This is a genomic window from Micromonospora sp. NPDC085948 (genome assembly GCF_040686315.1).
GTDB lineage: Bacteria > Actinomycetota > Actinomycetes > Mycobacteriales > Micromonosporaceae > Micromonospora.
The window spans coordinates 307,963-320,852 of sequence record NZ_JBFBJW010000002.1; the positions used below are offsets into that span (position 1 = coordinate 307,963).

The following is a 12,890-nucleotide window of genomic DNA, read 5'->3' on the forward strand; positions in this document are numbered from 1 at the left end:
CTCCTCAGCCCAACTCGGCGAGCGCCGCGAGCAGCCGGTCCACCTGCTCGACGGTGCTGCCCAGGCCGAGGCTGGCGCGCAACGCCGTGGGCGGCAGGTCCCGTCGGCCGGTACGCCCCGCCGCCTCGGCGAGCAGCCGCCGGGCCAGCGGGTGGGCACAGAACAACCCGTCGCGCACGCCGATCCGGTGCGTGCTGGCCAGCCGCGCGGCCACGTCGGCGGAGTCCCGGCCGGCGACCACGAACGAGACGATGCCGACCCGCGGCGCGTTCGGGCCGAAGGTGCGCAGCTCCACCACGTGCGGCAGCGCCTCGATGCCGGTCCGCAGTCGCGTCAGCAGCGCCTGCTCGTGGGCGGCCAGCGCATCCCGGTCGGCCCCGCCGAGCGCCGTGCACACGGCCGCCAGCGCGACCGCGCCGAGCAGGTTCGGTGTGCCACCCTCGTGCCGGGCCGGACCGGTTGCCCAGGTCACGTCGTGGGTGGCCGGGCCGACGTGGCTGGTGGCGCCCCCACCCGCCAGGTACGGCGGGGCGGCGTCCAGCCAGTCCGCCCGGCCGATCAGCACGCCCGCACCGAACGGCGCGTACAGCTTGTGGCCGGACACGGCCAGGTAGTCGGCGTCCAGCGCCAACAGGTCGACCGGGGCGTGCGGGGCGAGTTGTGCGGCATCGAGCACGATCCGGGCACCGTGCCGGTGCGCCACCCGGGCCAGCTCGGCGACCGGCCACCGCTCACCTGTCACGTTGCTCGCACCCGTCACCGCGACCAGCACCGGCAGTGCCGGACTGCTGCCCCGGCGCAGCTCGGTGAGGGCGGCGGCGAGGTCGCGTACCGCCCCGGCGGGATCGGCCGGCACCGGCAGCCGTACCGAACCGCGGGGCCAGGGCAGCAGGTTGGCGTGGTGCTCGCCCGCGAAGGTGACCACCGTGGTGCCGGCCGGCAGCGACCGCGCCAGCAGGTTGAGCGCGTCAGTGGTGTTGCGGGTGAAGATCACGTGATCGTCTGCCCGGGCGTTGAAGAAGTCACCGATCGTCTGCCGGGCCTGCTCGTACGCGAGGGTGCAGCGCCGCGACAGCGCGCCCGCGCCGCGATGCACGCTGGCGTACCAGGGCAGCAGTTCGGCCACCGCGTCGGCGGCGGCCCGCGCGCAGGGTGCGCTCGCCGCGTAGTCCAGGTTGATCTCACCGGGCACGCCGAGGACGTCCAGCGGCACCGACGCGGGCGCGACGGTGGGCAGGGTGGGCAGCGAGGGAACGAGGGTGACGGGCACGCCGGAACCTCCGGGGTCAGGGACCCCGGGTGCGGCATCGGGACGGGGTCCGCGCTTGCCCAGCACACCGATCGGGCTGGGCCCGGTCATCACCCGGGGCACCCCACCGCGAACTCGACGAGGGTTGCCGGCCAGCAAGCCGGGGCTGAACGCTGGCACTCGTGACCTGCGGGCAGCATAGCGGCAACCGATGCGACCGGACCAGCCGGCGGCGGATGGCTACGCTGACCGCATGGCCGACACCCCGCCCGGTACGCCCCTGCCGTCGCCGCCCGCGCCCGTGGCTCCGTCCGTCGGCGGAGCGCCCCGGATGCCGCTGCGCCGGCTGGGCTGGCGGCGGTTCTTGGCGTTGGCCGGGGTGGTGCTGCTCATCGCCGCCTGCGCGGTGTTCATGGTCTTCAGGCTCGGCCAGTCGCTCGGCGCGCAGGCACTGCTGATCGGGGTGGCCGCCGCCATCCTGCCGGTGCCGGTGCTGGTCGCCTGCTTCCTCTGGCTGGACCGGTACGAACCGGAGCCGTTGAAGTATCTGATCTTCTGCTTCGCCTGGGGAGCATTCGTCTCCACCGCCGCCTCGCTCACGGTCAACGAATTCGCCGCCAACCGGTTCGCCGCCTGGGGGCTGCCCGACGCGCTCACCGGCGTGCTGGTGGCGCCGTTCATCGAGGAGTTGACCAAGGCGCTGGGCCCGATCCTGCTGCTGGTGTTCCGGCGACGGGAGTGGTCCGGGATCACCGACGGCCTGGTCTACTGCGGGCTGTCCGCGGTCGGCTTCGCCATGGTGGAGAACATCCTCTACCTGGGTGGGCTGGGCTACGCGTCCGGAGCCGACCGGTACGGTCCGGTGACCGGCGTCAACCAGGTCATCTCGATCTTCATCCTGCGGATCCTGCTGTTCGGGTTCGCCCATCCGCTCTTCACCTCGATGACCGGTGTGGGGCTGGGCATCGCGGCGCGGACGGCCGACCGGCGGGTCCGGGTGCTCGCCCCGATCGCCGGCCTGCTGCTGGCGATGATGTTGCACGGCACGTGGAACCTGCTGCCCACGCTTACCCAGGCCACCGGCGAGGCGTTGATCATGCTGTACGGCTTCCTGGGCCTGATGGTGCCGGTCTTCTTCGGCATGGTGGGTTTCGCGGTGTGGTTGCGCGCCTGGGAGGGGCGGCTCACCGAGCGGACCCTGCCGGACTACGTCCGCGCCGGTTGGCTGAGCCCACCCGAGGTGGCGGCGCTGAGCAGCCTCGGCCGGCGGCACGCGGCCCGCAGTTGGGCGCGGCGGGTGGCCGGCGACGCCGGGGTGCGGGCGATGCGCGGCTACCAGTCCGCCGCCACCCGACTGGCCCTGCTGCGCGACGGCTCGCTGCGCGGCCTGGACCGCAAGCCCGCCGACCAGGAACGGACCGCGCGGGAGGAGCGGGAGCTGCTGGACGCGATGAACGCGTACCGGTCGTTCTTCGTCGGCCGGGACCCGCAGGCCCCGACGGGGGTCTGGGACGGCAGCCGCTACCACCTGCGCTTCCCGGACGGTACGCAGCGGCCGGTGGAAGCGCCGGACGACCCGGTGGTGCCGATCCCGGTGGTGCTGGCCCCCGCGCCACCGCCTCCGGTGGGCTACGCCCCGCCCGGTTGGCCCGGCCCGCGCTCGGCGGCGCCGTGGCCCACGGGACACCCCTGACGGCGGGCGCCCCCGGCCGGCGGCCTCACGTCATCAGCGAGGTGAGGAAGTCACCGAAGCCCTGGAACATCGCCATCAGCGCACCACCGATGGCCTTGAAGATCTGCGCGGCGCCGTCCGGCCGGAAGGCCATGAAGTAGATCAGGAACGCAACACTGCCCCAGGTCAACAGCTTCTTCACGAATACTGGCATCGTCCCTCCCCAGGGCCACGGTCGCCGGATGGCTTCCCGTCGTGCGGCCGGGCAAACGATGCGCGGCGCGGCCTGCTGGCCGGGGGAGGTGCGTCAGAGGTAGAGGCCGGTGGGGTCGTTCTCGATCCGCTCGGCGGCCACCGCGTGCACGTCGCGCTCCCGCAGCAGCACGTACCCGCGGCCGTGCAGCTCGACCTCGGAGCGGTCGTCGGGGTCGAAGAGCACCCGGTCGCCGGACACGATGGCGCGCACGTTCGGCCCCACCCCGACCGCCGTGGCCCAGGCGAGGCGCTTACCGACCTGGGCCGTCGCCGGGATGACGATGCCGGCGGTGGAACGGCGCTCGCCCTCGCTGCCCTCCATCCGCACCAGCACTCGATCGTGCAGCAGGCGGATCGGCAGGCCGGCGTCCAGATCATTGTCCGCGGTCACGCCGCAGACGCTACCGTGTGGCCGACGACGGGTCCGCCGGTGGTTACGCCGGTGGTGGTCGGGGCATTGTGTGGCGGAACTGCCCTACGGTGTCCGGAACGGACGTATGCTGTCCGACCTGTCGCTGTGGGCGGGCCGGTTTAACTGCCAGGAGGTGCGCTTGAGCCGCTTCGAGCGGGTACGCGGGCGGCTTCGTCGCGCCTACCAGTCACGACAGGAGTCGGCCCCCGCCGACGAGGGCATTTCGCCCGACGAGTTGGGTGACGTGTCGGACGCCGCACGGGTGGCGTCGCCTGCCGTGCCGGGGCCGACCGCACCGCCGACGGCCTCGGTCTTCGGCGCGGAACCTCCGGTGGACCTGCACAGCTCGACCTCCAGCCGGGACGACGCCGACGTCCCGCACGGGCTGCGGATCGCCGCCGCCTGGTGCTGGCGGCTGATCGTGATCGGTGTGGTGGCCTGGGCCCTGCTCAGGATCGTCAGCACCGTCAAGATCGTGATCATTCCGCTGGCCATCGCGCTGCTGCTCTCCGCGCTGCTCGCGCCGGCGGTGGGCTGGCTGCTGCGGGCTCGGCTGCCCCGGTCGCTGGCGACGGCGGTGGTGCTGGTCGGCGGTCTCGCCGCGGTGATCGGCACGCTGACGCTCGTGGTGAACGAGTTCATCCGAGGTGTGCCCGAGCTGAGCGAGAAGTCCTCGGAGGGCGTCCGGCAGATCCAGAACTGGCTGAAGACGGGCCCACTGCACCTCTCCGACACGCAGCTCGACCGCTACATCGACGAGGCGCAGGCCTGGATCAACGACAACACCTCCAAGTTCACCAGCGGCGCCCTGAGCACCGCCGCCACCCTGGCCGAGGTGCTGACCGGCACGCTTCTGGTGCTCTTCGCGACGTTCTTCTTCCTGCGCGACGGCAACCGGATCTGGCGCTTCCTGGTCCGGCTGCTGCCGGTGGCCGCCCGGTGGAAGGTCGACGACGCGGGCCGCGCCTCCTGGCACACGCTCGGCGCCTACGTGCGCGCGACAGTTCTGGTGGCCTTCATCGACGCGGTCGGCATCGGCATCTTCCTGGTCGTCTTCGACATCCCGTTCGCCTTCCCGCTGGCCGCGCTCGTCTTCCTCGGCGCGTTCATCCCGATCGTCGGCGCGGCGCTCTCCGGTGGCGTGGCGGTGCTGGTGGCACTCGTCGACAGCGGCCCGGGTATCGCGTTGATCATCCTCGGAGCAGTGATCCTCGTGCAGCAGGTGGAGGGCCACATCCTCCAACCGCTGATCATGGGACGAGCGGTCGCCCTCCACCCGCTCGCGGTGATCATCGGCATCGCCGCGGGTGTCGTACTCGCCGGCATCACCGGAGCGCTGGTCTCCGTGCCGCTCATCGCGGTGCTGAACACCGGGGTCCGCCGGCTCGCCGCCCGCAGGGTCCCGGACACCCCGCCCGACGCGGTGGTCGTCGCCTCCCAGGCACCCTGACCCCGCGCCGTCCCAAGATCACGCACGATCGTGGAAACAGTGGCCTCCCCGCTCGGGGAGGCCACTGTTTCCTTGTTGTAGCGCGATCTTGGCGGCGCGTGGCGCGGCTGGGTCAGGACTTGGCGAGGCGTTGCAGGGCGCCTCGGGCCACCTCGGGGCGGGTCGTGTACCAGAACGGCGGCAGCGAGCGGCGCAGGAACGGCCCGTAGCCACGGGCCGTCTCCAGCCGGGAGTCGAGCACCGCGACCACGCCCCGGTCGCCGGTCGCCCGGATCAGCCGGCCCACACCCTGAGCCAGCCGGACCGCCGCGATCGGCACGCTGACCGCCGAGAAGCCGGAACCACCGCCCGCATCCACGGCCGCGGCACGGGCCGCCGCCAACGGCTCGTCCGGGCGCGGGAACGGCAGCCGGTCGATGACGACGAGCTGGCAGGCGTCACCCGGCACGTCCACGCCCTGCCAGAGCGACATCACGCCGAACAGGCAGCTCGCCCGCTCCTCCCGGAATCGGCGGACCAGCAACGGCAGCGCCTCCTCGCCCTGCAACAGCACCGGCAGGTCGGTCCGCGCGCGCAGCAGCTCCGCCGCCTGCTGCGCGGCCCGCCGAGAGGAGAAAAGCCCGAGAGTACGACCACCGAGCGCCTCGACCAGCCCGAGTAGCTCCTCCCCGGCGGCGTCGGGCAGCCCGGAGACGCTGGGGCGGGGCAGGTGCGCGGCGACGTACAGGATGCCCTGCCGGGCGTAGTCGAACGGCGAACCAACGTCGAGTGAGCGCCAACCGGGACCCTCGGTCGCCGGTACGACAGCACTCGGGGCGGCGTCGCCGGCGAGCCGACGGCCCGGTGACTCGGCAACCGGGCGACCCGTGCCGGTGCGGGCAGCCAGTGCGGCGGCGGCGGGGGTCGGCGGGGCGGGCGGCGGGGCGTCCAACCCGAGGGCGCGGGCCACCGTGTCGAACCGACCGCCCAACGCCAGGGTCGCGGAGGTGGCGACGACGGTGCGCTCGTCGTACAGGTGGGTGGCGAGGGTGCCGGCCACCGACAGCGGCGCCACGACAAGCGCCCGACGGCTGCCGCTGTCGTTCTTCTCCACCCAGGCCACGTCGTGGTCGCCCTCCTCGAGCAGCCGCTGGGCGGTGGTGGACAGCTCGTCCAGGGCGGCCTTGGCCTGCTGCTTGCGGACCGGGTCGGGGTCGTCGGACTTGATGTCGCCGATCGCGTCCAGGGCGGAGCGGGTCGCCGCGTCGAGCAGCGTGCACGCCTCCCGCAACGGCGTCGGCAGCCCGGCGGTGAGTCGCCCGGCCGGCGCCTCGGCCAGCCCGACCGCGAGGGCGTCACCGGCGGCGGTGAGCGCCTCGGCGGTCTCCGGCCGCAGCAGCGTACGGGCCCGCCGGGTGGTCCGGTCGATCAGCTCCGGCACCAGCTCCGCCTGCGCCGCGGAGGAGACCCGGTCGGCCAGCTCGTGTGCCTCGTCGACGATGAGCAGCTTGTGTGGCGGCACGATGTGCCGGTCGGCGAGCATGTCGACAGCGAGCAGGCTGTGGTTGGTCACCACGATGTCGGCCTCACGGGCACGGGCGCGGGACGCCTCGGCGAAGCACTCCTGCCCGAACGGGCAACGGGTCGCGCCGACGCACTCGCGGGCCGGCATGGACACCAGCCGCCAGGCCTGGTCGTCGACGCCGGGGTCCAGCTCGTCGCGGTCGCCGGTGGCGGTCTTCTCGGCCCAGTCGCGCAGCCGCTCGACCTGCTTGCCCAACCGGCCCGCCTCACCGAGCCACTTCGTGCCGCCCCCCGGCCGGGCCGCGGGGGCGTCGAAGAGGGTGTCCTCCGGTTCCTCCTCGGTGGAGTTGTCCAGTCGGGCGAGGCAGAGGTAGTGGTGGCGACCCTTGAGCACCGCGAAGGTGGGCCGGCGCCCCAGCACCGGCTCGACCGCGTCGGCCAGCCGGGGCAGGTCGTGGTCGACCAGTTGGGACTGCAACGCCAGGGTGGCGGTGGAGACCACCACCGGGCCGTCCACGGTGAGCGCCGGCGCGAGGTAGGCAAGCGACTTGCCGGTGCCGGTGCCGGCCTGCACGAGCAGGTGCTCGCCGCCGGCCACGCACTCCTCGATCGCCGTGGTCATCTGCTGCTGGCCGGGGCGTTCCGCGCCGCCGGGCACCGCGCCGACCGCCGCCGCCAGCAGCTCCGTGCCGCTGGGCCGGGCACCCCGCCGCCGGCCCTTGGCGCGGGCCGACGGAGTGGCGGAACCGGTGGTGCTGCGGGGCGGAGTCACCGTGCGACGGTACCCGCCGCCGCCGACACCGGCCGTGCCCCTCCGCCGCGTGGCGCGCCACGGGCCACGCTGGTCGTCCAGGTCGCGCCGTCCGGTTACCGCCGCACTACGACGGGTGGGCAGTATCGGTTAGGGTGCGAATCATGCCGAGCGACATGGTCCGCGTGATCTACCGCAAGTACGACGGCAGCGCCCACCGCGACTACCCGGCCCGCCGGCTCACCGAGGACGACCTCGGCATCTGGCTCGGCGTGCCCCAGGGCACCGAGTCGGTCTACCACGGCCGGCCGTCGGTGGAGAAGATCCCGTTCGTTCTGCTGGTGCCGCACCGCGCCTGGTGGACGGCCATGTTCAACCCTCCGCCCCGCACCAGCGAGGTCTACTGCGACATCACCACCCCGGCCCGCTGGGAGTCCAACGACACCGTCCACCTGATCGACCTGGACCTGGACGTCGTCCGGCGTCGGGCCACCGGCCTGGTGGAGCTGCTGGACGAGGACGAGTTCGCCGAGCACCGGGCGCGCTTCGGCTACCCGGACGACGTGGTCGCCGAGGCCGAGGCGGCGGCGCAACGGCTCTTCGGGGCGCTCGGCGACGGCACCGAGCCGTTCGCCACCTCGTACCGCAAGTGGTTGGGCCTGGTGGTCTGACGCCGCACGCCCGGCCGGCTCACCAGCGCGGTGGCCAGCGGTCGCCGTCGCCGAGCGGGGGCAGGTCGGCCAGCTTCTCCGGGTTGATCTGGTTGTAGATGGCGGTGATCCGGCCCTGGTCCACGGCGAACACGGTGACCAGGCGGATCGGCCGCCCGTCACTGTGCACGGTCTCCATCTGCAGGCCGAGCGCGCCGTCGACGAGCACGAGCCGGGCCAGCACCCGTCCGGCGTAGCGGCCGGTCCGGCCGAACAGGCCGAGCGTGAAGCGACCCACGGCGTCCGCGCCGACGACCGGCTGGCGGGCCGAGGGGTAGTGCCCGCCCGAGTCACCGACGAAGACCACGTCCGGCGCGAGCACCTGGAGCAGTTGGTCCAGCTCGCCGGACTCGGTGGCGGCGACGAACGCTTCGAGCACCCGGCGCTGCTCGGCCAGGTCCGCGGTGTGCCGGGGCACGTCCGGCGCGGTGACCGCCCGACGTGCCCGGTAGGCGAGCTGCCGGGCGGCCACCTCGGTGGTGCCGAGCACGTCGGCGACCCGGGCGAACGGCATCGCGAACACGTCGTGCAGCACGAGCGCGACCCGCTGCTCCGGCGCGAGTCGCTCCAGCACGACGAGCAACGCCGTGCCGACCTGGTCGGTGCGGACCGCCCGTTCGGCCGGGTCCGGCGCGTACCCGTCCGTGAGCGCCGCCGCGCCCAACGGGCTCACCACCGGCTCCGGCAGCCACTGCCCGGGGTACGTCTCCCGGCGGACCCGCGCCGAACGGAGCACGTCCAGGCAGATCCGGGCGCAGGTGGTGGTCAGCCACGCGGACAGCTCGCGGATCTCGGCGCGGGCGCTCGGGTCGGCGAGAGCCCCGGCGTAGCGCAGCCAGGTCTCCTGCACGGCGTCCTCCGCCTCACTGCGGCTGCCCAGCATCCGGCGGGCCACCGAGAGCAGCCGCCCCCGCTCGGCCTCGAACTCCGTCGCCAGATCCTGCACGACCCACCACCCTCCCCGCCGGCACCGCCCAGACGTCCATCCTCCCGCCGACCGGGCGCGCCGGCAGCCCCGCGTCCGACGGCGGGCCGACCCGCGGACCGTGCCGACCGGTGGTGGGGCGGGGTGGGCCTCGACGGGCGGATCGCCTGCGATTGGGCGATGATCCGTGGATGAGCGCACCCCAGCAAGGGCAGATCGTGGCACCGGACGGCGGTTCCGTGCGGGAGTTGCTGCGGGTCACCGCACCTGTGGATCTGGGCGCGGTCGACCCGCGGTCCACGCCCGGCGTGCCGAGTACGGCGGGGCGCGGCGAGCACCGTAAGGCCTGGGCGCGGGAGCAGGTGGAGCTGGTCGGCGGCGAGCTGGCCCGGCAGCAGGAAATGCTCTACGCGATGGCCAAGACCGGGTCGGATCGCCCGGCGCGCCGGGTGCTGCTGGTGCTGCAGGCGATGGACTGCGGTGGCAAGGACGGCACGATCAAGCGGGTGGCCGGCGCGATGAATCCGCTGGGCCTGCACATCCGCTCGTTCGGGCCGCCGACCCGCCAGGAGTTGCGGCACGACTTCCTGTGGCGGATCCGGCGGGAGTTGCCGCCGCCGGGGTACGTGGGGATGTTCAACCGATCGCACTACGAGGACGTGTTGATCGCCCGGGTCGGCTCGCTGGTGCCGGAGGCGACCTGGCGAGCACGCTATGACGAGATCAACTCGTTCGAGCGGGAGTTGACCGAGGGGCGGCTGACCGTGCTCAAGGTGATGCTGCACATCTCGTACGCCGAGCAGGGCAAGCGCCTGTTGGAGCGGCTCGACGACCCACGCAAGCACTGGAAGTACAACCCCTCCGACGTCGACTCCCGGTCGCACTGGGACGACTACCAGGCCGCGTACGCCGAGGCCCTCAGCCGGTGCGGCACGGACGCCGCGCCCTGGTTCGTGGTGCCGGCGGACCGTAAGTGGTACCGGGACTGGGCGGTGGCTCATCTGCTGCGTGAGACGTTCGACACCCTCGACCTGGGGTATCCGGCTGCCGATTTCGACGTCGATCGTGAGCGGGAGCGATTGGTTGCTGGGGGAGTGGATGCGGGTGGGACGGCCGAGATGAACAGCAGGTGAACGAGCGGTGAATGAGGCTTGGCCAGGGGTGGGCCGGCGAATTCGCGGTTCTACCGGCTCCTAGCATTCACCGAGCGGACGTTCTTCGGGCTCCGCCACCCTTCCACCGACGCGACGAGGTCTGTGCTGTGAAGTTTTCCTTCCGCCCCACCGAGGGCGCCTTCTACGAGCTCTTCACCAGGGCCGCGCAGAACCTGGTCCGGGGCACCGCGCTGCTCAACGAGCTGGCCCTGCCGGGTGTGGACGTCCAGTCCGTCAGCGAGCGGCTGACCGAGGTCGAGCACGACAGCGACCAGATCACCCACGACCTGTACAAGAAGATCAACTCGACGTTCATCACGCCGTTCGACCGGGAGGACATCTACCGGCTCGGCTCGCTGCTCGACGACGTGATGGACCACCTGGAAGCGGTGGGCGACCTGCTCTACCTCTACGGGCTGACCGAGCTGCCGGCGCTGCCCCGCGAGCTGCACGAGATGGTCAACGTGCTCGACCAGCAGGCCAAGCTGACCGCCGACGCGATGCCCCGACTGAAGTCGATGAAGGATCTTGAGGACTACTGGATCGAGTGCAACCGGCTGGAGAACGAGGGCGACCGGATCAACCGGCAGTTGCTCGTCCGCCTCTTCTCCGGTGAGTACGACGCGTTGACGGTGCTGAAGATGAAGGAGGTCGCCGACGAACTGGAGGCCGCCTGCGACGCCTTCGAGCACGTGGCCAACACGGTCGAGACCATCGCGGTCAAGGAGTCCTGAGCCGGTGACCTTCACACCCGAACTCATCGCCGTCCTGGCGGTGATCGGGGTAGCCCTGGCGTTCGACTACACCAACGGCTTCCACGACGCCGCCAACGCGATCGCGACAAGCGTCTCCACCCGGGCGCTGACCCCCAGGATCGCCCTCGGTCTCGCCGCGGTCGGCAACTTCGTCGGCGCGCACTTCGGCGCCGGCGTCGCCAAGACCGTCGGCGACGGCCTGGTCACCCTCCCGACCGGGGTGAACAGTCTCGGCGTGGTCTTCGCCGGGGTGCTCGGGGCGATCGCCTGGAACCTGATCACCTGGTACTTCGGTCTGCCCTCGTCGTCCTCGCACGCCCTCTTCGGCGGCCTGGTCGGCGCGACCCTGCTGTCCACCGGCGGCATCGTGCAGTGGGGCAACATCGGCGAGAAGGTGCTGCTGCCGATGGTGCTCTCGCCGATCGTCGGCCTGACCCTCGGCTACCTGCTGATGCTCGCCATCCTCTGGCTGTTCCGGAAGGGGCAGCCGGGCAAGCTCAACCGGGGCTTCCGCTGGGCGCAGACCGTCTCGGCGGCGGCCATGTCGGTCGGTCACGGCATGCAGGACGCCGCCAAGACCATGGGCATCGTCGTGCTGGCGCTCTACACCGGCGGCTTCCAGGAGAGCAAGACGCACATCCCGGGCTGGGTGTTCTGGACCTCGGCGACGATGCTGGCCCTGGGCACGTACGCCGGCGGCTGGCGGATCATCCGGACCCTCGGTCGCAAGATCATCGACCTGGGGCCGCCGGAGGGCTTCGCCGCCGAGACGGTCGCCAGCGCGGTGCTCTACTTCAACGCCCTGGTGCTGAAGGCCCCGATCTCCACCACCCACACGATCACCTCGGCGATCATGGGTGTCGGCGCGACGAAGCGGCTCTCCGCGGTCCGCTGGAACGTCGCCGGCAACATCGTGCTCGCCTGGATCATCACGTTCCCGGCCGCAGCGCTGATCGCCTGCGTCACCTACCTGCTGGTCCGGCCGCTCTTCGGCTGACCGGACCCGGCACCTAAACGGCCCCGGTCACCGCGACCGGGGCCGTTCGGGTCACTCGTACCGGACGCCGATCTGCTCGCGCACCGTGTCCAGCAGCGCCATCACCTCAAGGGTCGTGGAATGCGGCACCACCGGGCTCTCGGTCAGCCCGGCGGCCAGGCAGCGCTGCACCTCGATCGCCTCGTACTGGTAGCCGTTGCCGGCCCCGTCGGCAACGATCGTCTCCGGCTCCGCGCCGGCCCGGTGCAGGACCACGGAACCCGGCCGGAAGAACGGCTCCGGCAGGTCGATCCGTCCGGTGGTGCCCGTGATCGAGGCGGTCTGCCCGCTCAATCCGACCATGCCGCAGCTCAGCGTTGCCAGCGCTCCGCTGTCGTAGCCGAACAGCATGCCGGTGTTCTCGTCCGTCCCCTCCGGGCCGAGCTGCGCCCAGGAGCGGATGTGCTGCGGCACGCCGAGCAGCAGGTGGGCCAGGCTGATCGGGTAGATCCCCAGGTCGAGCAGGGCGCCCCCGCCCAGCGCGGCGTTGCGCATCCGGTGCTCCGGCGGGAACGGCCCGGCCACCCCGAAATCGGCCCGGACGCCGGTCACCGTGCCGATCGCCCCGTCCGCGATCAGGTCGACCACGCGCAGGATCAGCGGATTCAGCCGCATCCACATGGCCTCCATCAGGAAGACCCCGGCGGCGCGGGCGGTGTCCACCAGTTCGGTGCTGGTGGACAGGTCGAGGGTGAACGGCTTCTCCAACAGCACCGCCCGCCCGGCGGTCAGGCAGGTCATCGCCGCCTCGTGGTGCGCGGAGTGCGGGGTCGCCACGTAGATCGCGTCCACCTCCGGGTCGGCGGCCAACTCCACCCAGGAGCCGTACGCGCGCTTCGCGCCGTGGGTGTCGGCGAACCGCCGCGCGCTCTCGACGGCGCGCGAGCCGACCGCGACCAGCTCGGCGTCCGGCACCAGCCGGAGGTCTTCGGCGAAACGGCTGGCGATGTGGCCGGTGGCCAGGATGCCCCAACGAGTCATGCAGGGCACGCTAGCCGAGCCAGCTAAACCCGCCACT

Annotated in this window: 12 protein-coding genes and 1 riboswitch; of the genes, 6 read left to right on the forward strand and 6 right to left on the reverse strand. The window is 72.4% G+C overall.

Annotated features, from left to right (window positions below):
• Nucleotides 1-4: 4 nt before the first annotated feature.
• A complete protein-coding gene (locus tag AB0O48_RS07175) occupies nucleotides 5-1,270 on the reverse strand; it encodes an aminotransferase class V-fold PLP-dependent enzyme (RefSeq protein WP_365063756.1) in 1,266 nt (421 codons plus the stop codon).
• A 46-nt stretch (nucleotides 1,271-1,316) separates the two neighbouring features.
• A riboswitch (SAM riboswitch) is annotated at nucleotides 1,317-1,437 on the reverse strand.
• 23 nt (nucleotides 1,438-1,460) lie between these two features.
• Here AB0O48_RS07175 and AB0O48_RS07180 point away from each other — a divergent pair.
• Nucleotides 1,461-2,942 (forward strand): PrsW family intramembrane metalloprotease, encoded by a 1,482-nt coding sequence (locus tag AB0O48_RS07180; RefSeq protein ID WP_357253740.1) that lies wholly within the window; start codon nucleotides 1,461-1,463, stop codon nucleotides 2,940-2,942.
• Nucleotides 2,943-2,967: 25 nt separating this feature from the next.
• Here the strand turns inward: AB0O48_RS07180 and AB0O48_RS07185 are convergent, their stop codons facing one another.
• Nucleotides 2,968-3,135: a hypothetical protein gene (locus AB0O48_RS07185; protein WP_357253742.1), complete on the reverse strand. Its 168-nt coding sequence runs from the start codon at nucleotides 3,133-3,135 to the stop codon at nucleotides 2,968-2,970.
• Between the two features lie 93 nt (nucleotides 3,136-3,228).
• On the reverse strand, nucleotides 3,229-3,567 hold the full coding sequence (locus AB0O48_RS07190) for a co-chaperone GroES (RefSeq protein WP_355027574.1): 339 nt from the start codon (nucleotides 3,565-3,567) through the stop codon (nucleotides 3,229-3,231).
• 106 nt (nucleotides 3,568-3,673) lie between these two features.
• Here AB0O48_RS07190 and AB0O48_RS07195 point away from each other — a divergent pair, with 106 nt between their 5' ends.
• On the forward strand, nucleotides 3,674-5,038 hold the full coding sequence (locus AB0O48_RS07195; protein WP_357253743.1) for an AI-2E family transporter: 1,365 nt from the start codon (nucleotides 3,674-3,676) through the stop codon (nucleotides 5,036-5,038).
• A gap of 112 nt (nucleotides 5,039-5,150) precedes the next feature.
• On the opposite strand, the gene AB0O48_RS07200 is transcribed toward AB0O48_RS07195, so the two are convergent.
• Complete coding sequence (locus tag AB0O48_RS07200) at nucleotides 5,151-7,313, reverse strand: ATP-dependent DNA helicase (RefSeq protein WP_357253745.1); 2,163 nt, start codon at nucleotides 7,311-7,313, stop codon at nucleotides 5,151-5,153.
• A gap of 143 nt (nucleotides 7,314-7,456) precedes the next feature.
• Between AB0O48_RS07200 and AB0O48_RS07205 the strand changes: the two genes are divergently transcribed.
• The gene (locus AB0O48_RS07205; protein WP_365063762.1) at nucleotides 7,457-7,963 is read left to right on the forward strand and encodes a DUF402 domain-containing protein; all 507 of its coding nucleotides are present in this window, start codon (nucleotides 7,457-7,459) and stop codon (nucleotides 7,961-7,963) included.
• A gap of 19 nt (nucleotides 7,964-7,982) precedes the next feature.
• On the opposite strand, the gene sigJ is transcribed toward AB0O48_RS07205, so the two are convergent.
• Nucleotides 7,983-8,948 (reverse strand): RNA polymerase sigma factor SigJ, encoded by a 966-nt coding sequence (sigJ, locus tag AB0O48_RS07210; RefSeq protein ID WP_357253749.1) that lies wholly within the window; start codon nucleotides 8,946-8,948, stop codon nucleotides 7,983-7,985.
• 170 nt (nucleotides 8,949-9,118) lie between these two features.
• On the opposite strand from sigJ, the gene AB0O48_RS07215 reads away from it, so the two are divergent.
• From AB0O48_RS07215 to AB0O48_RS07225, 3 genes are all read left to right on the forward strand, one after another.
• Entirely contained in the window at nucleotides 9,119-10,060 is a 942-nt protein-coding gene (locus tag AB0O48_RS07215; RefSeq protein WP_357253751.1) for a PPK2 family polyphosphate kinase, read from the forward strand.
• 128 nt (nucleotides 10,061-10,188) lie between these two features.
• Nucleotides 10,189-10,815: a DUF47 family protein gene (locus tag AB0O48_RS07220; protein ID WP_053655020.1), complete on the forward strand. Its 627-nt coding sequence runs from the start codon at nucleotides 10,189-10,191 to the stop codon at nucleotides 10,813-10,815.
• 4 nt (nucleotides 10,816-10,819) lie between these two features.
• Nucleotides 10,820-11,833: an inorganic phosphate transporter gene (locus AB0O48_RS07225; RefSeq protein ID WP_357068198.1), complete on the forward strand. Its 1,014-nt coding sequence runs from the start codon at nucleotides 10,820-10,822 to the stop codon at nucleotides 11,831-11,833.
• A 51-nt stretch (nucleotides 11,834-11,884) separates the two neighbouring features.
• Here AB0O48_RS07225 and AB0O48_RS07230 read toward each other — a convergent pair whose 3' ends face one another.
• Nucleotides 11,885-12,853: a Gfo/Idh/MocA family oxidoreductase gene (locus tag AB0O48_RS07230; protein ID WP_365063769.1), complete on the reverse strand. Its 969-nt coding sequence runs from the start codon at nucleotides 12,851-12,853 to the stop codon at nucleotides 11,885-11,887.
• Nucleotides 12,854-12,890: the final 37 nt, after the last annotated feature.

Coding starts and splice junctions, on each gene's coding strand:
- AB0O48_RS07185 (WP_357253742.1), bottom strand. CDS start 3,135: ATGCCAGTATTCGTGAAGAAGCTGTTGACCTGGGGCAGTGTTGCGTTC.
- AB0O48_RS07205 (WP_365063762.1), top strand. CDS start 7,457: ATGCCGAGCGACATGGTCCGCGTGATCTACCGCAAGTACGACGGCAGC.
- AB0O48_RS07230 (WP_365063769.1), bottom strand. CDS start 12,853: ATGACTCGTTGGGGCATCCTGGCCACCGGCCACATCGCCAGCCGTTTC.
- AB0O48_RS07195 (WP_357253743.1), top strand. CDS start 3,674: ATGCTGTCCGACCTGTCGCTGTGGGCGGGCCGGTTTAACTGCCAGGAG.
- AB0O48_RS07180 (WP_357253740.1), top strand. CDS start 1,461: ATGCGACCGGACCAGCCGGCGGCGGATGGCTACGCTGACCGCATGGCC.
- AB0O48_RS07215 (WP_357253751.1), top strand. CDS start 9,119: ATGAGCGCACCCCAGCAAGGGCAGATCGTGGCACCGGACGGCGGTTCC.